A 22,576-nucleotide genomic window follows, 5' to 3' on the forward strand; every position below is an offset into this window, starting at 1 on the left:
CACCATGTCCGCCGTACAGATCATCGATGACCTGACCCGGCTCGGCGTCGAACTCTGGGCCGACGAGGGCCAGCTTCGTTTCCGTGCGCCTGCCGCCGTGCTCACCGACGCGCACAAGGACGCCCTGCGCTCGCACAAGGCCGAAATCATCGCGCTACTCGGCAAGGAGCAACCTTCGGGCATCGTCCATGACGCGACGGCACGCCACGAGCCCTTCCCCCTCACCGACGTACAGGCCGCATACCTGCTGGGCAGGCAGGAGTCCTTCGGCTACGGCGGCGTGGCCTGCCATGGCTACCTCGAAATCACCTGGCCCACCCTGTCCGCCGACGCGTTGGAAGACGCTTGGAACCATCTGGTCCAGCGCCACGACATGCTGCGGGCCGTGATCGAGCGCGACGGCTACCAGCACGTGCTGGCCGAGGTTCCCTGCGTCCGGATCGATAGCGTCGACCTGCGCGACGCCACGCCAGCGGCGGTGCAACGGCACCTCGACGACGTGCGCAGCGCCATGGACCACCGCATCTACGACACCGCCACCTGGCCGCTGTTCGAACTTCGACACACGCGTACGCCGGACGGAGACATCGTCCATTTCTCGCTCGACGCCCTCATCGCCGACTGGGCCAGCGCGGGCATCCTGTTCAACGAACTGGATGGCATCGTGGCGGGCCGCGCGCACGAGCTGGCACCGCTGGACATCGGCTTCCGCGACTACCTGCTCGCGGAACGCCAGTGGCGCGACACCGCGCGCTATCGCGAGGACCGCCGCTACTGGACCGACCGCGTCGACACTTTGCCCGCCGCACCGTCATTGCCACTCCGGCAAGGTGGCCCGGCCCGAGGACCCGCGCGTTTCCGCCGTCACTCCCTGCACCTGTCCAGCGGACGCTGGGCGACGTTCCGCGCCCATGCCGTATCCCACGGCGTCACGCCGACCTCGGGCCTGCTGGCCGTCTATGCCAGCGTCATCCGGCGATGGTCGCGCCAGCCGGCGTTCTCGCTCAACCTCACCCTGCTCAACCGCATGCCGATCCATCCCCAGGTGGATCGACTGGTCGGCGACTTCACGTCGGTCGGCATCCTCGAAGTGCAGCCCGTCACGGGCGATGTCGCCAGCCAGGCGCGAGCCCTCGGCGCACAGCTGTTCGCGGACCTGGATCACCGCCTTTTCTCCGGCGTGGAGACCGTCCGCGAGATCGCGCGACGACATGGCCGGGAAGCCGCGCTCATGCCCGTGGTCTTCACGGGTGCCATCGGCACGCAGTCGACCGAGGTACCGGCCAGCGGGAGGAAGCCCGGCTACGGCATCACGCAAACCCCGCAGGTGTTGCTCGATTGCCAGGCGGGCGACGGTCCCGATGGGCTGACGGTGCATTGGGATGTGCGCCAGAACGTCTTTCCCGACGGCATGGTCGACGACATGTTCGCGGCGTTCGAGGACACCATCGGACGACTCGCCGACGATGCCGAGGCCTGGCGTGCGCCCTGCGATATCGGGCTTCCTTCGTGGCAGCGCGAAGAGCGCGACGCGGTCAACACCACCGCCACGTCGTCGGAAGCGCGCCTGCTTCACGCCGACATCGTTGCGCAAGCGGCACGCCTTCCGGACAACATCGCCGTCATCGATGCGCATGGCAGCCTCACCTATCGCCAGCTCGTCACCCGCGCGAACGGAGTCGCGCACGTCCTGCGTGACCGTGGGCTCGTCGCCGGGGAGTGCGTCGCCGTCGCCATGGACAAGTCCTGCGAGCAGATCGTCGCGGTGCTCGGCGTCCTGCTCGCCGGCGGTGCCTACGTGCCGATCGATCCGGCGCAGCCTCGCCTGCGTCGCGAACGCATCGTCGAACAGGCCGATATCCGTTTCGCCATCACGCACAACAACGTGGACAACGGCGATTGGCCCGCGTCGCTGACCTGGCTGTCGACACGCGACGCGATCGAATCGGCCACGTCGCCAGACGCGATCGCGAACCCGGATACCCTGGCCTACGTCATCTTCACCTCGGGCTCCACCGGCGAACCCAAGGGCGTGATGATCGATCATCGCGCCGCGCTGAACACCATCGACGACATGGGCCGGCGCTTCGGCATCGGCGAAGACGACCGCGTGCTTGGCCTTGCACAGCTCGGCTTCGATCTTTCGGTCTACGACATCTTCGGCCCCCTGGGCCGCGGCGGCACGCTCGTGCTTCCCGATCCCGCGCGCGGCGCCGACCCCTCGCATTGGGCGGAGCGCGTCGCCGCGGAAGGCATCACGCTGTGGAACTCGGTGCCGGCGCAGTGGCAGATGCTCGTCCATTACCTGGACAGCGACCCGCGCCCCCTGCCGAGCCTGCGCCAGGCGTGGCTTTCCGGTGACTGGATACCCCTGAACCTGCCCGCGCAGACGCTTCGACACCTACCGAACCTGACATTGGTCGGCCTGGGCGGCGCCACCGAGGCATCGATCTGGTCGAACTACCACCGCATCGACGCCGTCGAACCGCAGTGGACGAGCATTCCCTACGGCGTGCCCCTCGCCAACCAGTTGTTCCGCGTACTGGACGATCGCATGCGCGACGTGCCGACCTGGGTGCCCGGCGATCTCTATATCGGTGGTGCGGGCCTGGCCAAGGGCTACCTCGGCGACACGGCGTTGACCGAAGCGCGCTTCGTTCGTCATCCCGATAGCGGCGAGCGTCTTTACCGCACGGGCGACCTCGCCCGCTACCTGCCCGGCGGCGAACTGGAATTCCTCGGTCGCGAGGATGGCCAGGTCAAGCTGCGCGGCCACCGCATCGAACTGGGCGAGATCGAGGCGGCACTGTGGTCGCACCCCGGCGTGTCGGCGGCGGCCGCGGTGATCGCGGAAGGCGACGGCGGTGAACGCAGTCTGCTTGGCTTCGTCGAGGCCGCCCGCCAGGCGGTCGATGCCTCCACGGAGGTCGTACCCGGTCTGGGCGGCGTGCTCCGGCACGCGGAAAAATCGGGCTATGCCTCCACGCACGCATCGCATGTGCTCGATCTCCACGACGCCGCGCACCGGTCCATGCTGCATGCCTTGTGGCGTCGCGGCGCCTGGCACGACGGCGCCGCCGCCAGCGCCGATACCCTCCTCGACGCGGCCAAGGTACACGCTCGCCACCGCTGGCTCGTCCGTCGCTGGCTCGAAAGCCTGCACGCGTCAGGGCAGCTCGATCGGGACGAGCACGACCGCTACCGTCCGTCCACGCTTCCCGACACCTTGACCGTCACCGAGTCATGGCAGCGCGTCGCCTCGGGCGCGACGCAGGCCCAGGTGCCCCTCGCGGTGATCGACTACCTGCGCGTCCACGCGACCCGTCTGGACGAACTGCTCGACGACCACTGTAATCCCTTCGAATTGCTGTTCCCGCAGGGCGGCGACGATATCGCGCTCGCGCTCTACGGCGAGGAACCGGCGTCTCGCTACAACAACCACGCGCTCGCCGCGCTGCTGCGCCAGATCGCATCGCATCGCGAGGACGGAACACCGTTGCGCATCCTGGAAATCGGTGCGGGTACCGGCGCCACGACGGCCGTGGTCGCTCCGATGCTCGACGGCCTCGACGTGGACTACCTGTTCACCGACCAGGGCACCTTCTTCCTGCCCGAGGCACGACGACGCCACGCGGCCTACCCGTGGATCCGCCACGGCCTGCTGGATATCGACCGCGACCCGCGCGAACAAGGCATCGCGCCCTCGTCGTTCGACGTGGTGGTCTGTGCGGGCGTGCTCGGCAGCGTGCACGATCCGGATGTCGCCCTGCGCCGCATCGGCGAACTGCTCGCCCCGGATGGCTGGCTCCTGTTTACCGAGCCCACCGTAGACCATCCGCACATCCTGCTGAGCCAGGGCTTCATGATGGCCCCGGCCGGCGGCGACCGCGATCGTGGTGCCAGTCCCTTCCTGTCCGCGCAACGCTGGGACGAGGCCGTGCGCGCCAGCGGCGGCGAGCCCGTGCTGCGGCTGCCCGAGGAGGGCCACGCCCTGGCACCGGGCCACATGCGCCTGTTCGCCGCGCGCTACAAGCGCGACCGCGTGGCCCTCTCCGCAACCTCGCTGCAACGCCATCTCGCGGACCGCCTGCCCGCCCACATGCTGCCATCGCAGTTGCAGGTGGTGGACCGCCTTCCGCTCACCGCCAACGGCAAGCTCGACCGCAAGGCGCTGGCGACATGGCGTGTGCGCCACGTCGCCAACGATCTCGCCCAGACGCCCACCGAAAGCGATCCGCTCGAACGGCAGCTCTGCGCCATCTGGGCCGACGCGCTCGGCGTCCCGACGCTGGGACGCGACGACAACGTCTACGACCACGGTGCGGATTCGCTGATCCTCGCCCGCGTCGCGGATCGCGTTCGCGAAGAAGTGGCCGGTGCAGACGCCCACGCCTACGACACCGTGCTGCGCCAGATGCTCAACGAACCGACGGTCGCGGCACTGGCCCGGCTGTTGCGTGGCGATGCCGCCACCACGGACGCCACCGCCACGACGGCACCAGCGAAAACAGGAACACGCGAAGGCAGCAACGCCTTGCTCGTGCCGTTCGGTGGTGGCGAAGGCGTCACCCGCGTCATGTTCCACGCCGCGCTGGGCACGCTCGACTACTTCCAGCACCTGGGCAAGGCGCTGTCCGCGCAGCAACAAGGGCCGGTGATCGGTGTCGCCGTGGCGGACACCGAACGCTACCTCGCCATCGACCCGCGCAAGCTGATCGATACCGTCGCCGACGACTACGCCCAGCGCCTGGTCGACGAAGGACATACGCGGTTCCAGCTCGTCGGCTACTGCCTGGGCGGCCTGCTCGCCACCGAGGTCGCGCGGCGCCTGCTGCAGCGCGGCCTCGATGTGGTCGATCTGTCGCTGGTGGACAGCATCCCGATGTTCATCGACACCGACGAGGAATTGGCCTTCGAGGCCATCTTCGTGCCCAACCTCAACCTCGATCCCGTGAAGGCGGTCTTCGGGCCCGAGGTGGACGATGCCGACGTGTATCGTGCCATTGAGCGCCTCATGACCGATCACGACCGGAAGGTGCCGTCGGGCGCCATGGCCGAGCTGCGAGGCGACGCGGGCATGGAGATCGTCGCGCAGGCAGCGAAGCGGCGTGCGGCGCTGTCGCAGGACGAACGCCTCGCGGGCTATGCCGCCGCAGCCGCGTCGCAGGCCGGACTGCCGGTATCCCCCGAACTGGTTCCCGCCCTTTTCCGCGTCTGCCGGCACAGCATGCGCGCGGCGCGCTTCGATCCACCGCCGTTCGTGGGCGACATGACCTTCCTGCGCTGCGAGGAACAGCAATCGTTCGGCGTGACCGGCGGCGTCGGCCATCTCGCCGCACCGTTCTGGGAAGACACCTGCCTGGGCGAATTCCGGTTGATCGACGTGCCAGGCAACCACTTCAGCGTCATCGAACCGCCGCACGTGTCGGTGGTGACGGCGCATCTCCTCGACGCGCTAAGGAGGCGTGCATGAGCGACAACGCAGGGACGCAGGCACTCGCCGCACTGCGACGCCCCGTCTCGGGACTGGTCCGCGGTGGCGTATGGATGGGCGCGATCGGCGCGCTGACCGCGCTGCTGCCCTTCGTGGGCCTCACCGAACTGGCGCGGGCGCTGCTTGTGCCCGCACCGGACGTGGGCCGCGTGGTCACGATCGCGCTGATCGTGGTCATGGGCTTGGCGCTGGGCTGGGGCTGCACGGGGTTGGCCCTGTGGCTGACCCATCTGGCGGACCACCGCCTGCAGGCCTCGCTACGACGCGCGATGGTCGAGCGACTGGGCGCGGTACCGCTGGGCTGGTATTCCGACAAGACCTCCGGCCAGGTGCGCAAGGCCGTGCAGGACGACCTGACCGACCTGCACCACCTCACCGCGCACCACGACGTGGAGCTGGCCGGCGCCATCGCCCTGCCCATCGCCGGCATCGCCTACCTGTGCTGGATCGACTGGCGCCTCGCCGTGCTGGCCGTGCTGACCTGGCCGATCTACGCGGCGGCCTACGCGTGGATGATGCGCGGCTTCGGCGACAAGATGACCCAGCTCGACGAAAGCTTCGGCAAGGTCAGCGCCGCCATCGTGGAATTCGTCCACGGTATCGCGGTGGTCAAGGCCTTCGGCCAGGGCCAGCGTGCGCACAAGGCCTACGACGACGCCGTCGGCACCTTCGGTCGGCGCTACGCCGGCTGGGTACGGCCCCTGCTGCGCCTGGAAGCGCTGACCTCCATGGCGCTCTCGGTGCCGGTTATCCTGGTGGTGAGCCTCGCGGGTGGTATCTGGATGATCGGCCGTGGCTGGATCGCCCCGCTGGACCTGTTCGCCGAAGTGCTGGTCGCCGTCGTGATACCGCAGACGCTGCAGGCGCTCAACCAGAGCATCACCGCGCAAAAACGTGCGCAGGCCGCGGCCGGGCGCATCGAAGAACTGCTGACGGTCTCCCCGCTGCCGCGCCCGGTCCATCCGGAAGAGCCGGCCGACGCCAGCGTGGTGTTCGAGGATGTCGGCTTCGCCTATGACGGCCAGAACGCCGTGCTCGACGGGGTGGACCTGGTCTGCCATCCCGGCACGCTGACGGCTCTGGTGGGTTCGTCCGGTGCCGGCAAGTCCACGCTGGCACGCCTGGTGCCGCGCTTCTACGACGTGGACAAGGGACGGGTCAGGATCGGCGGCGTCGACGTACGGCATATCGATCCGCGTCGCCTGTACCGGCACGTCGGTTTCGTGCTCCAGGACGTGCAGTTGGTCCATGGCAGCGTCGCAGACAACCTCCGTCTCGGACGCCCCGACGCCAGCGAGGCCGAGATGATCGAGGCGGCACGCGCCGCGCGGATCCACGAACGCATCGTTGCGCTGCCGCGGGGCTATGACAGCGTCGTCGGCGAAGACGCCGTGCTGTCCGGCGGCGAAGCCCAGCGTCTATCCATCGCCCGCATGCTGCTGGCCGACACGCCGATCCTCGTGCTTGACGAAGCCACGGCGCATGCCGACCCCGAGTCGGAGGCGCAGATCCAGGATGCCCTGTCCTCGCTGGCCCGCGATCGCACCGTGATCGTGATCGCCCATCGCCTCGCCAGCATCGTGTCGGCGGATCGCATCGTCGTACTCGACCAAGGACGCATCGTTCAGAACGGTCGCCACGAAGAACTCCTCGCCAGCGAGGGCCCATACCGCCGCCTGTGGCAGGCAGGCCATCCGACGCAAGACGTCGAACCCGAAAGGAAGATCTCCTGATGCTGGGCGAACTCAAGCAGGTACTCGGCCCCGCGCAGCACGGACGCCTTTATCGTTATCTCGCCTGGCTGTGCGCATGGAGCGTGCTCGAAGCGTTGACCGTGGTCTTGCTGGTGCCGCTGCTCGGTGCGTTGCTCCATGGCGACTTCGACCAGGCCTGGCGCTGGCTGCTCGCCATGGCCGGCATGACGGCGGTGACCTGCGTGGCACGGTACATCCAGTCCATGCGCGGATTCGCCCTTGCGCTGGTCATCCTCGAAACGCTGCACGGCCGCCTCGGCGACCACGTCGCGCGCCTGCCGCTGGGCTGGTTCTCGTCCGAGAAGGTCGGGCGCCTGTCGCGCAGCGCCACCTCCGGCACCATGATGGCGACGAACCTCTTCGCCCACTTGCTGGCCCCGGTGGTCTCCGGCGTCCTCGTTCCCGCCGTCATCGCGCTCGCGATGCTCTGGCTCGACTGGCGGCTGGGCGTCACCGCGCTGCTGTGTTCGCCGTTGATCTACGTCGCCCATCGCTGGGCGGCGGATGCCATCGCCCGTAACGACGATGTCGTGGATGGCGCGGCCGCCATTGCCAGCAACCGCGTCGTCGAGTTCGCGCGCAACCAGCACACCTTTTGCGCCTTCGGCCGCACGGAAGAAGGTTACGCACCGCTCGAGGCCGCCATCGACGCGCAGCGCGTCGCGGGTGGTTCGATGCTTGCGCAGACCTTCCCGCGCATCCTCGCCGGCGGCTTGTCCGTACAATTGGCGTTCGCCGTCCTCGTGGCCGTCGGCCTCTGGTCGGCGCTGCATGGTTCGATCGATCCGGTACGCCTCGTCGCCCTGCTCGCCCTCGCCGCCCGCTTCGTCGGCCCCCTGGCCGAAGCCGCCGCGCACAGCGGCCTGGTACGCATCGCGGAAAACGACCTGCGTCGCCTCGCGGACATCCTCGCCACGCCGCCGCTGCCCGAACCGGCGACGCCACGTGCGGCGACGGAGCCCGGCCTCGTGGAGTTCGATGCGGTGAGCTTCGCCTATCGCGACGGCGAACCCGTGGTCGGCGGCATCGACCTGCGTTTCCCGCCACGCAGCATGACCGCCATCGTGGGCGCCTCGGGCTCGGGCAAGAGCACGCTGCTGAAACTGGTCATGCGCTTCTTCGATGTCGGCAGCGGCCAGGTCCGCGTCGGCGGCGTAGACGTGCGCGAGCAGGACGGCGCGGCACTCATGGCGCAGCTCGCTCCCGTCATGCAGGACGTCTACCTGTTCGACGACACGCTGGAAGCCAACATCCGCATCGGCCGTCCCGATGCCAGCGACGCCGAATGGCGCGAGGCTGCACGGCTAGCAGGGGTCGAGGAGATCGCCGATCGCCTGCCGGAAGCCTGGACGACCCGCGTCGGCGAAGGCGGCAGCGCGCTCTCCGGTGGCGAACGCCAGCGCGTGTCGCTGGCCCGCGCCTTGTTGAAGAAGGCCCCCGTCGTACTGCTCGACGAGGCAACGGCCGCGCTGGACGCGGAAAACGAACGCTTCGTGCAGGAGGCCGTGGTTCGCCTGCGTCGCGATGCCACGCTCATCGTCATCGCACACCAGTTGCCCACCGTGATGGCAGCCGACCGCATCGTCGTGCTCGACGGCGGACGGATTGCCGAAAGCGGCACGCACGACGAACTGATCGCGCTCGATGGACGCTACGCCGCCTTCTGGCACGAGCGCCGTCGCGCGAAGGGCTGGCGACTCACCGCGAAGGCGGTATCGTGACGATCGATCTCGCCATCGTCGGTGCCTACGGAGACGTCGGTCGGCAGGCCGTCCGGCACTGGTTGCGCCTGCGCAACGGCACGTCCGCACGACTGCGGCTGGGTGGTCGCGACCCCGATGCCCTGCGCGGCCTCGCCGCCCCGTTACGCGACGCGGGTCACGCCATCGAAACGGCCGTGGTCGACGTGTTCGACCGACGTTCGCTCGACGCCTTCGTCGCGGACGCCCGCGTCGTGCTCAATTGCGCGGGGCCCTCGCACCGGATCCGCGATCGCGTCGCGGTCGCGACCCTGCGTGCCGGTACAGATTATGTCGACGCTGCCGGCGACGATGCGCTGGCCCAAGCGCTGCCGGCCCCGCAGGGCGATGGCCGCCGCGTGCTGCTTTCCGCCGGCATGCGCCCGGGCCTCAGCGGCCTGCTGCCCCGCTGGCTCGCGCTCGACATGCCACGACCGCGTCGTCTCACCAGCCATATCGGCGTGCTCGATCGATTCACGGTGGCCGCCGCCGGGGATTTCCTCGCCGCGGGCAGCGAGGGTGACAGCACCACGCTGGCCGCGTGGCGTGACGGCCTGCGCCAGCGGACGCTGCGTCGCCTGGACGACCAGCAGGTGCCCGGCTTCCCCGGGCCCGTTACCCTGCTGCCCTACCTCGATCGCGAGGCCGAACGGGTCGCGCGCGCCACGGGCATCCGCGAAGGCGACTGGTACAGCGCCATCGAGGACGGAAAGGTGCTGTCGGTGTTCGAACGCGCGCACACCATACCGTGCAATGAAGCGATCGCCATGCTGCGCCTGGCCAGCGCGGTCGACCTGGTCGGGCGCCAGCCCAGGGTCAGCATCACCATGCAGTTGGATAGCGACGACGACAGTCGTGGCGTGCGCGTGCAGGCGGGTGGCAACGGCAGCCTGAGCGGCGCGTTCGCAGCGGTCGCCAGTGATGCCGTCGCACGGGGCGCGACACCGGTCGGTATTCACCATGCGGCCGATGTGCTCGATCCCTCCGCGACCATCGCTTGCCTCCGTGCGCTGCATGTCTTCGACGCCTTCGTCGTCGTGGAAGGCCATCCGTCGCGTCTATGGCACGCCGAAGAGGGCGCGCTATGACGATCGACGCCACGCGGGCCCACGAGAGCGGCCTCGCCGCGCTGGCCCGGGCCTTGCCTGGGGGACTGAACGCATTGCCCGCCTGCGAGCCTGCCCTCGAACGGCTGGAGCATCGCAGCCTGTCCGCACAGATTGAGCTGCTGCGCCGGCATCGCGCCATCGATGACACATGGCGTGACACGGTATCCATCGCCGGCACGATCCACGTCGCACCACGTCATCGCTGGCTGCTCGCGCGCTGGCTGGTCGCGCTGGAAGCCTCCGGTGCGATCGAGCGCCAGGGCGACACCTGGCGCGATCGCCCCGATCATGTGTTCACGGTCGAGGGCGATCTTGCCGCGGACTACGCCGCGCTCGGCTTTCCCGAGCGGCTTGCACGGCTGCACCAGGCCATGCTCGATCGCCTCGACGCATTGCTGCGCGACGAAGTGTCGATGTCATCGTTGCTGTTTCCGGATGGCCGGATCATCGAATCCCTCGCCGCCTACCAGAGCAACCCGTTCACCGCCTACGTGAACGCGGCGTGCGGCGAAGGGTTGCGGCAATGCCCCGCGCAGGGTCCACGCCTGAGGCTCCTCGAACTGGGCGGCGGCCCCGGGCTCACGACGGCGGCCGTCCTCGACGCGCTGCAAGGACGCCCGGTCGACTATCTCTTTACCGACGTGTCGCGCCTGTTCATTCAGGCCATGGGCCTGCCCGGCGTCCGCCACGCGGTGCTCGACATCGACCGCGATTTCGACGCGCAAGGTGCACCGACAGGGAGCTTCGACGTGGTCGTGGCGGGCAACGTGCTGCACAACGCACGCGATGTCGATCGCACGCTGCGTTCGATCCATGCCGCGCTGGTCCCCGGGGGCTGGCTGGTGTTTTCCGAGGCCGTCGCCGACAACCGCATCCTGCTGACCTCGATGCAGTTCCTGCTATCGCCTGGCCCCGGCCAGACGATGGCCGGTAGCGGCGATGCCCGCGCGGCGACGGGCGAGATCTTCCTCGATGAGGCCGGCTGGTCGCAGCGGCTCGCCGCGGCAGGCTTCACCTCGCTCGCCACGCTTCCCGACCACGCGGCCGGCACGCTCCGGCGCGGCGGTCAGTACCTCTTCCTCGCCCAGGCCGCGGAGAACCATCCATGACCATCCTCGTCATCGCCGCGAGCCCCGACGCGGCATGCGACGACGTGCTCGCCCGGCATCCCGGCGCGGATGTGCATCGACTCGATGTCGCCGCAGCCGGGAAACTCCTCGTCGGCCTGGAACGCCTGCGCGCAACGCACGCGGTGCTTACCGGTGCGCAGTTCGACGCGCTGCGGAAACATCCCGCTTTCGATCTCGCCGATCTCGACGCGCTCGACACCGTCTATCTCGTCGGTGACCCAGCGACACCGAGCGGCGCTGCGCCACGCTTCGCGGTGGAAGTGCTATCGACACCCGCAGCCACCCCTGACCTATCGAACGGTGCCGTGGCGAATGACGCCGAACGCCTGCTGGCCGGCACGGATTACGCGGCGGGTATCGCCGCCGCCGAAGCGCTGTCGCATGCAGCGCTACGCAGCATGCTCGACGGTCTCGTCCGGGTGGGTGCGTTCCAGCGGTCCGGCGAAGCGCTTATCGCGAACGAGGTGCTGGAACGCGTGAACGCGCACGCCACGCAACGCAACCTGCTGCGTCGCTGGTTGCGTGTCCTCACGGCCGAAGGCCTGCTGCGTCGTGAAGGCGATACCTATCGCGTTCCGGCGGAAAGCGTCGCGGGCGAGATGGCACCGGATTGGTCGCAGGTAGAGCACCTATGGCGCGCCGCTGGCGATACGACGCAGACCCTGCGCTTCGCCCGCGACGCCTCCGCCGAGCTGCCCGCCCTGATCGACGGCCGCACGCAGGCGGTGCACCTGCTGTTTCCCGAAGGCGACACCCGCCTCGCCCGTGCGGTGTATCGGGAAAGCGTCGCCGCCCGTTACCAGCATGCCGCCGTCGCCACCTGCGTTGCCCAGATCGCGCGGAGGCGCGGCGGACAGCGCCTGCGCGTCCTGGAGGTCGGCGGCGGTACCGGCGCGACCACCGATCGCGTGCTGCCCCTGCTCGACGGATACGACGTGGATTACCTGTTCACCGACGTATCGCGCTTCTTTACCCAACAGGTAGCGCAACACCACCCCGGACTGCGCACCGGCCTCTACGACATCGACCGTTCCGCCGAGGACCAAGGCCATGTGCCCAGCTCGTTCGATGTCGTCGTCGCGGGCGGCGTGCTCAACGCCGCCCGCGACACTGACGCGTCGCTACGCTGGCTGGCCTCGCTGCTGGCCGACGATGGCTGGCTGGTGATCAGCGAGCCGACGCGCGAGGAGTATTGGGTGATGGCGTCCCAGGCGTTCATGCTCGCCGAACCCGACGACGAACGCGCCGCCAGCCAGTCCACCTTTCTCTCCCACGCGCAATGGCTCGATGCCTTGCGCGGTGCCGGACTGGAACCGGTCGTGGATCTCCCGCACCCCGACCATCCCCTCAGCCCACTCGGCCATCGCGTCTTCGCGGCGCGTCCGGCCGTCCGCACGTGAAGCCGACCATGTCCCTCCCCGCCCAGCCCCTCGCCTACCCGTTCAACGGCTTCGAAGACCTCCGGCTCGCCGACGACTATCGGCGCGCTCAGGCCCAGCCCGGACTTACCCGTATTCGCCTGCCGTTCGGCGAGCCGGCGTGGCTTGCCACGCGCTACGACGAGGTGCGCCTCGTGCTGTCCGACAAACGCTTCAGTCGCGCCGAAGCCACCCGCCGGACCGACGTGCCGCGCGCCTTCGCGCGCGTCGCAGGCGGCATCGTGATGATGGACCCGCCGGACCTCACCCGTATCCGCAAGCTCGTCACCCAGGCCTTCACCCAGCGCCAAGTCGAATCGCTCCGTCCGCACGTGCGCTCGCTGTCGCACGCGCTGATCGACCGCATGCTCGAAAAGGGTCCGTCGGCCGACCTCGTCGAGGATTACGCGCTGCCGATCCCCATCTCGGTGATCTGCGAGCTGCTCGGCGTGCCGGAAGACGACCAGGCGAAGTTCCGCGTGTGGAACGACTCGCTGCTGTCCACGGATGCCTCCGCCGCCGAACAGACGCAACGCCACCTCGGCGAACTGGCGCAGTACATCATGGGCCTGATGTCCGCCCGTCGCGCCGAACCGCGCGACGACCTGATGACGGCCCTGCTGGCCGCACACGACGACGGCGACCGCCTGAGCGCGCAGGAGATGGTACCGCTGTGCATCGCGATCCTCGTCGCCGGTTACGAAGGCACCTCGTCGCAGATCCCCAACTTCATGCACACGCTGCTGGAGCATCCGGATGCCCAGGAGCGCCTGCGACGCGAGCCTGATCTCATCGACGGAGCCGTGGAGGAACTGCTCCGCTTCGTGCCATTGGCTTCCGCCGCGATGTTCGTGCACTACGCCACCGAGGACGTGCAGGTGGGCGACACCCTGGTCCGCCAGGGCGAACCGGTGTTCGCCTCCATCGGCGCGGCGAATCACGACCCGCAGCGATTCAAGCTGCCGGAAGAACTCGACTTCGATCGCGACGCGCGCGGGCACTTCGCCTTCGGCTGCGGCATGCATGCCTGCGTGGGTGCCACGCTGGCCCGCGTCGAACTCCAGGAAGCGCTGCGCGCCCTGCTCGAACGCATGCCACCGCTACGCCTCGCGGGCCCAGTGACGTGGAAGACCCAGAGTTTCTTCCGTGGTCCGACGCACATGCCGGTGAGCTGGTGAGCGCAGTCCGCCCCCTGAACGTCGTCGTCGCCGGCACCGGCTTCGGGCGCGTCTATCTGGACGCCCTGGCCAAGGCCGATCCCGCCTTCCGCCTCACGGGCGTGCTCGCACGCGGCGGCGCTACATCGCAGGACATCGCCGCCCGCCTGGGCGTGCCGCTCCATGTCGATCCCGCCGACGTGCCCGACGATACGGACATCGTCTGCGTCGTCGTGCGCTCCGGCGCCACGGGCGGGCCCGGTAGCGAACTCGCCATGCACTTCCTGCGCCGCGGCATCCATGTGCTGCAGGAACATCCCGTCCACCACCACGAGATCGCGACCTGCCTGCATGCGGCGCGGCAAGGCGGCGCGGCCTACGCGGTGAACACGTTGCATCCCAACCTCGCGCCGGTGCGTCGTTTCCTCGCCGCCGCCACGGTGGCGCGGCAGCACCAGGTGCCGGCCTACGTCGACATCGCCTGCAACAGCCAGATGCTCTACCCGCTGCTCGACCTCGTCGGACGCGCGCTGGGTGGCCTGCGCCCCTGGTCGTTCGGTTCGCCAGCCATGGACGACACAGGGCATCCCTTCACCACCCTGCACGGCCGCCTGCACGACGTACCGCTCTGCCTGCGCGTGCAGAACGCCGTGCATCCGGACGATCCGGACAACCATTCCTTTCTGCTGGGTCAGGTCGCCATCGGTTTCGACGGCGGCGTCCTCGCGCTGCCGGAGCTGCACGGCCCGGTGCTCTGGCATGCGCGGCTGCACGCACCGCGCGCTGCCGATGGGCGCCTGACGACCTCCGGTCCCGGCACCGACCGACTCGATGTCCCCAGCACCGACATCCTCGGGCCGCCGCCCGGCGAACGCTGGCACGACGCGTTCGACGAGACCTGGCCGCGGGCCGTGCTGGTGGCGCTGCACGATCTGAAGGCATCCATCGACGATCCCGCGCTACGCCGCGCCGCCGGCACCTGGGCGATGGACGTCTCGCAGGCCTGGAACGACGCGAGCCAGCGCCTGGGCATGCCCGCCCTCATCCGCCCCGACACACCCCAGCCGATACCGCTCGATGCCCTGCGCGCAGCCGTCGATGCCATCGCCTCCACGGAGTCCATCGCCCCATGACCCATGCATGCAGCCACGTCCTCTTGTGGGTGGCCGACATCCACCAGGCCGTCGGCGACTTCCGCCGACTCGGCTTCCGGGTCGACTACGCCACCGATCCCGCGCGGGCCAAGCACGCGCACATCTGGTTCACCCAGGGCCCGGTGATCGAGTTGCTGACCACGCCCGCGAACGCGCACTGGTTCAAGTGGCCGATCGAGCTGATGGCCGGGCGCGGCGCCAGCGCGCGCATGTTGCGTTGGCCAGCCGGCGGCGAAGGCTTCTGCGATGTCGCCTTGCAGGTTCACACGCAGGACCTGGGGCTGACCGTCGATACGCTTCGCCAGGACGGCATCCCCATGGGTCGTGCGGTCCGCTGGGTGCGCACGCGTCCCGACGGACAGCGCATCCGCTTCGAGTTCGCCTATCCGCGCAACGACCGCCTGCCCTTCCTCGTGTCGCCCTACGACCCACCGCAACATCCCGCCCACGTCGACCACGCCAACGGCGCGACGGCGCTTCGACGCGTGCACATGAGCGTGCGCGATACGGATCTCGCGGCACTGCATCGCCTCATCGGCGACAACCCCGACTTCGTGCTGACGCCAGGGTCGGTCACAGCCGTGCGCGCCATCGAACTGGACGGCCTGCGCCTGCCTTGCGAATCCACGCTCAGCCACGGGGCGGACATCCGCCCGGCCGTCGACATATCCACCGGAGACACCCATGTCGCATGACTTCACGCCGTGGCCCGAAGGGCTCGCACAAGCCTACCGCGACCGCGGCTACTGGAGCGGGCTCACGCTCGACGACCTGCTGCGCGACACCGCACGCCGTCGCCACGGCCACACGGCCATCGTGGACGGCGCGCGCCGCTGGAGCTACACCGAGCTGGATCGACGCGTGGACCGGATGGCCGCGGCCATCCATGCACTCGGCTTCGAACCCGGCGACCGGGTGCTCGTGCAACTGCCCAATATCGCCGAGTTCGCACAGCTGTTCTTCGCGCTGCAACGGTGTGGCGTCATTCCCGTGCTCGCGCTGCCCGCCCATCGCGAATTCGAGATCGTCCACCTCGCCGAGCTGTCGGGCGCCCGGGCCTACGCCATCGCCGACCGTCACCAGGGCTTCGACTATCGGACACTGGCACGCACGCTGCGCGAAAAAGTGCCCTCGGTAGGTCATGTCTTCGTGGCTGGCGACGCGGAGGAATTCACCGCCTTCGCCGCGCTCGACGCGGAGCCTGTCGTGTTGCCATCGCCTTCACCGTCATCGGTCGCCGTATTGCTGCTCTCCGGCGGCACCACCGGATTGCCGAAGCTGATCCCGCGCACGCACGACGACTACCACTACAACGCGCGCGAAAGCGCCCGCGTCGCCGGGCTGGACGCGGATACGCGCTACCTCGCGGTGCTGCCCATCGCCCACAACTTCCCGCTCGCCTGCCCCGGCATCCTCGGCACGCTGCATGTCGGTGGCACCGTCGTGATGTGCGCGGACGGCAGCCCCGAGACGGCACAGGAGCTGGTGGAACGGGAACGGATCACGGATACCGCGCTGATCCCGCCGCTGGTGCTGCTGTGGCTCGAAGCACGCGCCTGGGTCGACGCGAATCTCGACAGCCTGCGCTGGTTGCAGGTGGGCGGCGCGCGCCTCAACCCGGAGGTGGCGGCGCGCATCCGGCCCACGCTGGGCTGTCGCCTGCAACAGGTCTACGGCATGGCCGAGGGCCTGCTCTGCTTCACCCGCCACGACGATACCGACGACGTGGTTGTGAATACCCAGGGCCGTCCGCTGAGCCCCGACGACGAACTGCGCATCGTCGACGAGAACGACCACGAGGTCGCGCCCGGTGGTACCGGCGAGTTGCAGGTACGCGGCCCCTACACCTTGCGCGGCTACTGGCGGGCGGAGGAATACAACCGTCGCGCGTTCACCGCCGACGGCTACTACCGCAGCGGCGATGTCGTGCGGCGGACGCCGGACGGCGACGTGGTCGTCGAGGGTCGTAACAAGGACGTCGTGAACCGTGGCGGCGAAAAGGTACCCGTCGAGGAAGTGGAAAATCTCCTCCTCTCGCATCCCGCCGTGCTCGACGTGGCCATCGTTGGCATTCCCGACGACGTGCTGGGCGAGCGCACCTGCACCTGCGTGCTTCCCCGTGGCGAGGCGCCGACGCTGCCCGCGTTGAAGGCGCACCTCAACACGCTTGGCGTGGCGGCGTTCAAGCTGCCCGACCGCCTGGTGGTCCTCGACGCCTTTCCCAGCACCAAGTTCGGCAAGGTCAACCGCCGCGCGCTGGCGAGTCAGATCCTCGAAGGCTCCACGGCGTGACCGTTACCAGCACCTCACTGCGACGTTTTCGCCACGGCCCGGGCGCGAGCGCCCGGCTGGTCTGCCTGCCCCACGCGGGCGGCAGCGCCAGCGCCTTCCGTCGATGGCGCGACCTGCTGCCCGACGATATCGACCTGCTCGCGGTGCAGTACCCCGGCCGCGAGGATCGCTACACGGATCCCTTCGCCACCGACATCGGCAAGCTCGCCGACGAACTGGTCGTCGCGCTCGCCGTCCACATGGACCGGCCCCTCCTGCTGTTCGGCCACAGCATGGGCGCGAGCATCGCGTACGAGGTCGCGCTGCGCCTGGAACGACGTGGCACACTCTGCGCCGGCCTGGTCGTCTCCGCGCATCCGCCCCCGCATCGCCAGCGCGAAAGCGACCTCTATCTCCAGGACGACGATGCGCTGGTGGCCGACGTACGCCGCCTGGCGGACCAACGCCCGTCCTTGCTCGACGATCCCGAAGCGCGATCCCTGTTCCTGCCGATGCTGCGGGCGGACTACCGCCTGATCGAGACCTATCGGCGCGCCATTCCCGTGCCGTTGCAGACCCCCATCGACATGGTGCTGCCTGTCGACGACGGCGAGATCACGCGCGACGAAGCGCTGGCATGGCAGGACCTCAGCCTCTCGCCCCTCACGCTGCACGACGTCGAGGGCGGCCACTTCTACCTGCAACGGCATCCGGAGGCGCTGATCGAGCGCCTGCTGCCACGACTCAAGCCCACGGTGACCCCATGACTGACATCAAGACTCCCGAGCAGGCCACGAGCCTCGACGATATCCGCGTCGCGATCGATGATATCGACCATCGCATCATCGAAGCTTTGGCCCTGCGCATGCGCTATGTCGAGCGCGCCTCGTATTTCAAGGCCAGCGAAGCCGACATCCCGGCGCCGGAGCGCGTGGCCGTGATGCTGCCCGAGCGCCGCCACTGGGCCGACGATGCGGGCATCGACGGCGATTTCGTGATCGAACTGTACGAACGCATCATCCCCTGGTACATCGCCCGCCAGATCGACTACTGGAGGAAGCAGCGGGGGCTCGCATGAACGCGAAGCCGCCGCGTCACGCGCTGGCGGAGGCCTTCGCGGAAGCGGTCGCGCGCGCTCGACGCAAGGGAACCGCCGTTCTCGCTTCCGTGGGTATGCCTGTCGCGATGCCGCCTTCGCTGGACTACTTCGCCCGCTGGTACGACACCTGTGGCGACGCGTTCTACTGGAAGGCTCGCGAGCCGTCGCTGACCCTTTGCGGTCACGGACGCGTCGCTACCCTGGCGGCTTCCGGTAACGGCCGTTTCGCCACACTCGCCGCGCGCTGGAAAACGTTGATCGACGATGCCGTGGTCCAGGGCGGCCATGCGCCGTTGGCCATCGGTGGCTGCCGCTTCGACAGCGAAGGCGCGCACGCCAAGCACTGGCGAGGATTCGACGGCGCCGACCTCGCCGTACCCGCCCTCGTCCTGGCCAGCGACGGCCAGACGCATCGGCTCATCGTGCAACGCATGCTCGATGCCTCCGCCGACGTGGACGCCGAGGCGGAGGCTTGCCTCGCATGGCTGGAAGTATCCGAGACGGCGCCATCCACCATGCATCCCTTGCCCGAGCCGCTGCATTCCATCGAACTGCCCTCCGCGGACTGGCGGTGCAAGGTCGAACAGGCCCTGGACGCCATCGACGACGATCGCTTCCTGAAAGTCGTACTGGCGCGCGAAGCCTGCCAGCGCCATGCGGGTCGGCTACCGGTCGCCACGCTCCTGCGACGCCTGGACGAACAGGCGAGCAATGCGCATGTGTTCGCCTTCGCCCGGGGCGACGCCTGCTTCCTCGGCGCCACGCCCGAACGCCTCGTGCGCGTCGAAGGGGGGCACCTGAAAACCCATGCGCTCGCCGATTCCATTCGCCGGGACGACGTCGAGGCGGCGGATCTCGCCCTGGCCCGTGCGCTCATCGACAGCACGAAGGATCGCCACGAGCACGAACTGGTGGTCCGTGCCATCGTGGACGCGCTTGCGCCGCATACCGTGGCGTTGAACGTACCGGCGACACCCGAGGTGAAACGCCTTCCACGCATCCAACACCTTTGTACCCCCATCCGCGGCGAACTTCGCGACGGCACCGGCATCTTCGACCTGGTCGCCGCCCTGCACCCAACGCCCGCGGTGGCGGGGCTTCCTCGCGATGACGCCATGCGACACATCCGCGCTCACGAAGGCTTCGACCGTGGCTGGTACGCGGCACCCGTCGGCTGGGTGGACGGACGGGGCGACGGCGACTTCCTGGTCGCACTGCGCTCGGCCCTGGTCCGCGATGGGGACTGCCGCATGTACGCCGGTTGCGGCATCGTACGGGGGTCGGATCCCGTGGCGGAATACACGGAGACCTGCCTGAAACTCACGCAGATGCGTGACGCGCTAGCGCACGGTGCGATACGCCACGTTCCCACCCTCCACGCGGATCCCGCCATGTCCTGAGCTATCCTTCCGGGAATCATCCGGAAGGACCCCTCGATGGTGAGGCATACCAAGTCGCTGTTGCTCGTGCTGTTCGTGCTTGCCGTCGTCGTGGCCGCCGGCTATTTCGTTGATCGCTATCGCCATGTGCCCGTCGCCGAGGTCAGGCCACCGGAATCGCCCTTGCGCGCCGGTGCGCCGGCACCGCGTTTCCGCGAGCTTCCCGCGCACCTGCACCTGTTGGCTGGCGATGGCATCGCTGGCCTGCGCGATGGCGCCGATGCGCGCTTCGCCGATCCCTGGGGTGTCGTCGTCGCGCCTGACGGTCGCGTCTTCGTGTCCGATGCCGGCGACAACGACCGTATCCGCGTGATCGATGCGCAGGGGCATGTCGCCACGTTCGCCGGTGCCGGCAGCGGCTACGCCGACGGTCCCGCGAACCTGGCGCGGTTTGATACGCCCTCGGGCCTGGCACTGGACGATGCGGGCAACCTCTACGTCGCCGACACGGGCAACGATGCGATTCGACGAATCACGCCCGATGGCAAGGTGACGACGCTGGCCGGCGGTCATGGCGCCGGCGATTTCGCCGGGCCCATCGGCGTGGCCGTGGATGCCAAAGGCGATGTCTATGTCGCCGACACCTACAACCACCGTATCCGCCGCATCGCCGCCGATGGCACCATCACCACCGTGGCGGGCAGCACACCGGGCTTCCAGGATGGCCCCGGCGCCCAGGCGCGTTTCGACACGCCGGTGGCGCGCGCCGTCGATCCGGACGGTTCACTCTGGGTCGCGGACGCACGCAACCGCGCCATCCGCCATATCGCCGCCGATGGCGCGGTCAGTACGTTCGTGCATTCCGAGCCGAAGGACCACGACGCGCCGATACGCACCCCCTTCGCCATCGTGGCCGAGAAGGACGCCATCTACGTGGCCGACGCGGCGCACGGCCAGGTATTCCGCTTCACCCACGACGGCGGCATGACCGTCGTTACCGGTGACCAGGACGGCCACGATGTGCTCTCGCGCGTGACTGGCCTGGCGCTGGCCAGCCCTGGTCTTGTGGTCAGCGACGCGACGGCCGCACGCGTGTATCGCATCGACGACACGCAAGGCCCGCTTGCCCCCACCGGCCCGTCGCCCGATGCGCCGTTGCCGCAGACGCATGGCCGCTGGCCCAGCGCGCCGCAAGACGGATGGCACGAAATCGTCGGCGTGGCTGGCGAGGTCCGCGGCAACGACAAGGGCGAAAGTCGCGACCATCTTCACCTGGGCGTGGACGTGCGCGCCGATGTCGGCGCCAGGGTGCTCGCCATCGCCGATGGCAAGGTGAGCGATCCGCTGGCGGCCTGGGGTTACGGCAAGCTGAGCGAAGGCATCGGTATTGGCGATATCGACTACATCCACACCCGCATCGGGCGCGATGCCGATGGCCGTCCACTCGATCCGAAACGCCTGCGGCTGCGCCTAGGCGACGACGGCAAGCCGGATTTCGTGGAAGTGCGTCGCGGCACGCGCTTCCATGTCGGTGACGTGCTGGGCACGGTCAACGCCATGGCGCACACCCATCTGCAACTTACCGGCAACCTCGAATCGCGCAACCCAATCGACCTGGGGTTCACCGGCTTCACTGACCATATCGCGCCGGTCATCGACAAGGTGGAACTGCGCGACACCTCGGGCAAGGCGATCAAGCGCACGCGCGATGGCTTCACGCTCGCCCGCAACGGCGGCCCTGTCGACATCGTGGTGGAAGCCTGGGACCACGTCGACGACAACCTGCCCCGTCGCAAGCTCGGCCTCTACGCCCTCGGGTACCAGCTGCTCGGCGAGGATGGCAAGCCCGTGGCCGGCTTCGAGGCGCCGAAGATGAACCTCGTCTTCGACCGCCTACCGACCGACGATGTCGCGCCCCGGATCATCTACGCGGCGGACAGTGGCGAGACGGTGCACGGCAGCGCACGCACGCGCTTCCTCTACATGGTGACGAACGTGCTGCGCAACGGCGTGGCCAGCGAAGGCCATTGGGACGTCTCCGGGCTTGCGCCGGGCAAGTACACGTTGCGCATCGTCGCGGAAGACCGTGCCGGCAACCGGGCGAAGCGCAACGCCGACGTCCCGATCGTCATCCGTTGATCGGCTAAGCTGCCGGCATGGACCACGAGCGCACGCCCTTCCACCGGCTCGGGCTGGGCACGCATCCCGTCGCCTTGCCCGAGGCCTTCGTGCTGGCCTTTGATGTCGCCACGTTCGCCGAAGACGATTTCCATCGCCACGGCGTGGCCAGGCCCACGTCCATCGTCCGCAGCGTGCCGAAGCGCCAGGCCGAATACCTTGCCGGACGACGCGCCGCCCTCGCCGCGCTACGCGAGGCCGGCAGCGACGCGACGGACCTGTCCATCGGGCCGGATCGCGCGCCCTGCTGGCCTGCCGGCTTCATCGGCAGCATCTCCCACGCCACCGGCATCGCCGCCGCCATCGCGGTTACCACCACGGCGGGCGTGAACGGCATCGGCATCGATGTGGAGCGCATCGGCGCCGCCGAACACACCGAAGCCATCCGCAGCATTGCGCTGGTCGCGCACGAGGAAGCGGTGCTGGCCTCCCTCGCCGCCGCCCGTGGCTGGCCCTACGCCCTGACCCTCGCCTTTTCGGCGAAGGAAAGCTTCTACAAGGCCACCGCCGCCACCGTCGGCCATTTCTTCGACTTCAGCGCCCTGCGTATCGACGCCTGCGATGCCCATCAGGCCACGCTCGACACACGTATCGTCGAGACCCTCGCTCCAGCGCTGCCCACCGGCCAGCGCCACGTCGTCCGCTGGGTGGAGCCCTCGCCGGGCGTCCTGCTCACGAGCTGCGCCTGGTAGGC

Annotated in this window: 15 protein-coding genes; all 15 read left to right on the forward strand. The window is 68.9% G+C overall.

The annotated features are described in order from the left end of the window. The first annotated feature begins 4 nt into the window (after positions 1-4). Genes GAK28_RS09025 through GAK28_RS09095 form a run of 15 tightly spaced genes read left to right on the forward strand, consistent with a single transcriptional unit; the run spans position 5 to position 22,574 of the window. Complete coding sequence (locus GAK28_RS09025; protein WP_291777418.1) at positions 5-5,473, forward strand: non-ribosomal peptide synthetase; 5,469 nt, start codon at positions 5-7, stop codon at positions 5,471-5,473. Beyond that, on the forward strand, positions 5,470-7,227 hold the full coding sequence (locus GAK28_RS09030; protein ID WP_291777420.1) for an ABC transporter ATP-binding protein: 1,758 nt from the start codon (positions 5,470-5,472) through the stop codon (positions 7,225-7,227). The genes GAK28_RS09025 and GAK28_RS09030 overlap by 4 nt, the downstream gene beginning before the upstream one ends. Continuing rightward, on the forward strand, positions 7,227-8,969 hold the full coding sequence (locus tag GAK28_RS09035; protein WP_291777422.1) for an ABC transporter ATP-binding protein: 1,743 nt from the start codon (positions 7,227-7,229) through the stop codon (positions 8,967-8,969). Before GAK28_RS09030 ends, GAK28_RS09035 begins: the two co-directional genes overlap by 1 nt. Next, positions 8,966-10,075: a saccharopine dehydrogenase NADP-binding domain-containing protein gene (locus GAK28_RS09040; RefSeq protein WP_291777425.1), complete on the forward strand. Its 1,110-nt coding sequence runs from the start codon at positions 8,966-8,968 to the stop codon at positions 10,073-10,075. The genes GAK28_RS09035 and GAK28_RS09040 overlap by 4 nt, the downstream gene beginning before the upstream one ends. Continuing rightward, on the forward strand, positions 10,072-11,205 hold the full coding sequence (locus GAK28_RS09045; RefSeq protein WP_291777428.1) for a class I SAM-dependent methyltransferase: 1,134 nt from the start codon (positions 10,072-10,074) through the stop codon (positions 11,203-11,205). The genes GAK28_RS09040 and GAK28_RS09045 overlap by 4 nt, the downstream gene beginning before the upstream one ends. Next, positions 11,202-12,626, forward strand: a complete 1,425-nt coding sequence (locus GAK28_RS09050) for a class I SAM-dependent methyltransferase (protein ID WP_291777431.1) — start codon at positions 11,202-11,204, stop codon at positions 12,624-12,626. The genes GAK28_RS09045 and GAK28_RS09050 overlap by 4 nt, the downstream gene beginning before the upstream one ends. A gap of 8 nt (positions 12,627-12,634) precedes the next feature. Next, a complete protein-coding gene (locus tag GAK28_RS09055) occupies positions 12,635-13,822 on the forward strand; it encodes a cytochrome P450 (protein ID WP_291777434.1) in 1,188 nt (395 codons plus the stop codon). After that, positions 13,819-14,934, forward strand: a complete 1,116-nt coding sequence (locus GAK28_RS09060) for a Gfo/Idh/MocA family oxidoreductase (RefSeq protein WP_291777437.1) — start codon at positions 13,819-13,821, stop codon at positions 14,932-14,934. The genes GAK28_RS09055 and GAK28_RS09060 overlap by 4 nt, the downstream gene beginning before the upstream one ends. Continuing rightward, on the forward strand, positions 14,931-15,650 hold the full coding sequence (locus GAK28_RS09065) for a VOC family protein (protein WP_291777441.1): 720 nt from the start codon (positions 14,931-14,933) through the stop codon (positions 15,648-15,650). The genes GAK28_RS09060 and GAK28_RS09065 overlap by 4 nt, the downstream gene beginning before the upstream one ends. Next, a complete protein-coding gene (locus tag GAK28_RS09070; RefSeq protein WP_291777444.1) occupies positions 15,640-17,247 on the forward strand; it encodes an AMP-binding protein in 1,608 nt (535 codons plus the stop codon). Before GAK28_RS09065 ends, GAK28_RS09070 begins: the two co-directional genes overlap by 11 nt. Continuing rightward, positions 17,244-17,993, forward strand: coding sequence for an alpha/beta fold hydrolase (locus tag GAK28_RS09075; protein ID WP_291777447.1), 750 nt, complete (start codon positions 17,244-17,246; stop codon positions 17,991-17,993). The genes GAK28_RS09070 and GAK28_RS09075 overlap by 4 nt, the downstream gene beginning before the upstream one ends. Further along, positions 17,990-18,304 carry an isochorismate lyase gene (locus tag GAK28_RS09080; protein WP_291777450.1) on the forward strand — a complete coding sequence of 105 codons (315 nt, stop codon included), beginning with the start codon at positions 17,990-17,992 and terminating at the stop codon, positions 18,302-18,304. Before GAK28_RS09075 ends, GAK28_RS09080 begins: the two co-directional genes overlap by 4 nt. Further along, positions 18,301-19,725, forward strand: coding sequence for an isochorismate synthase (locus GAK28_RS09085; RefSeq protein WP_291777453.1), 1,425 nt, complete (start codon positions 18,301-18,303; stop codon positions 19,723-19,725). The genes GAK28_RS09080 and GAK28_RS09085 overlap by 4 nt, the downstream gene beginning before the upstream one ends. A 36-nt stretch (positions 19,726-19,761) precedes the next feature. Further along, on the forward strand, positions 19,762-21,843 hold the full coding sequence (locus GAK28_RS09090) for a gluconolaconase (protein WP_291777456.1): 2,082 nt from the start codon (positions 19,762-19,764) through the stop codon (positions 21,841-21,843). Between the two features lie 17 nt (positions 21,844-21,860). Beyond that, positions 21,861-22,574, forward strand: a complete 714-nt coding sequence (locus tag GAK28_RS09095; RefSeq protein ID WP_291777459.1) for a 4'-phosphopantetheinyl transferase superfamily protein — start codon at positions 21,861-21,863, stop codon at positions 22,572-22,574. The last annotated feature ends 2 nt before the right edge of the window (positions 22,575-22,576 follow it).

This window comes from Luteibacter sp. (genome assembly GCF_009912395.1).
Lineage (GTDB): Bacteria > Pseudomonadota > Gammaproteobacteria > Xanthomonadales > Rhodanobacteraceae > Luteibacter.

What these genes read in the sequence shown, in the direction of transcription:
- GAK28_RS09025 (WP_291777418.1), top strand. Translation starts at nt 5, where the DNA reads ATGTCCGCCGTACAGATCATCGATGACCTGACCCGGCTCGGCGTCGAA.
- GAK28_RS09030 (WP_291777420.1), top strand. Translation starts at nt 5,470, where the DNA reads ATGAGCGACAACGCAGGGACGCAGGCACTCGCCGCACTGCGACGCCCC.
- GAK28_RS09035 (WP_291777422.1), top strand. Translation starts at nt 7,227, where the DNA reads ATGCTGGGCGAACTCAAGCAGGTACTCGGCCCCGCGCAGCACGGACGC.
- GAK28_RS09045 (WP_291777428.1), top strand. Translation starts at nt 10,072, where the DNA reads ATGACGATCGACGCCACGCGGGCCCACGAGAGCGGCCTCGCCGCGCTG.
- GAK28_RS09050 (WP_291777431.1), top strand. Translation starts at nt 11,202, where the DNA reads ATGACCATCCTCGTCATCGCCGCGAGCCCCGACGCGGCATGCGACGAC.
- GAK28_RS09055 (WP_291777434.1), top strand. Translation starts at nt 12,635, where the DNA reads ATGTCCCTCCCCGCCCAGCCCCTCGCCTACCCGTTCAACGGCTTCGAA.
- GAK28_RS09065 (WP_291777441.1), top strand. Translation starts at nt 14,931, where the DNA reads ATGACCCATGCATGCAGCCACGTCCTCTTGTGGGTGGCCGACATCCAC.
- GAK28_RS09070 (WP_291777444.1), top strand. Translation starts at nt 15,640, where the DNA reads ATGTCGCATGACTTCACGCCGTGGCCCGAAGGGCTCGCACAAGCCTAC.
- GAK28_RS09080 (WP_291777450.1), top strand. Translation starts at nt 17,990, where the DNA reads ATGACTGACATCAAGACTCCCGAGCAGGCCACGAGCCTCGACGATATC.
- GAK28_RS09085 (WP_291777453.1), top strand. Translation starts at nt 18,301, where the DNA reads ATGAACGCGAAGCCGCCGCGTCACGCGCTGGCGGAGGCCTTCGCGGAA.
- GAK28_RS09090 (WP_291777456.1), top strand. Translation starts at nt 19,762, where the DNA reads ATGGTGAGGCATACCAAGTCGCTGTTGCTCGTGCTGTTCGTGCTTGCC.
- GAK28_RS09095 (WP_291777459.1), top strand. Translation starts at nt 21,861, where the DNA reads ATGGACCACGAGCGCACGCCCTTCCACCGGCTCGGGCTGGGCACGCAT.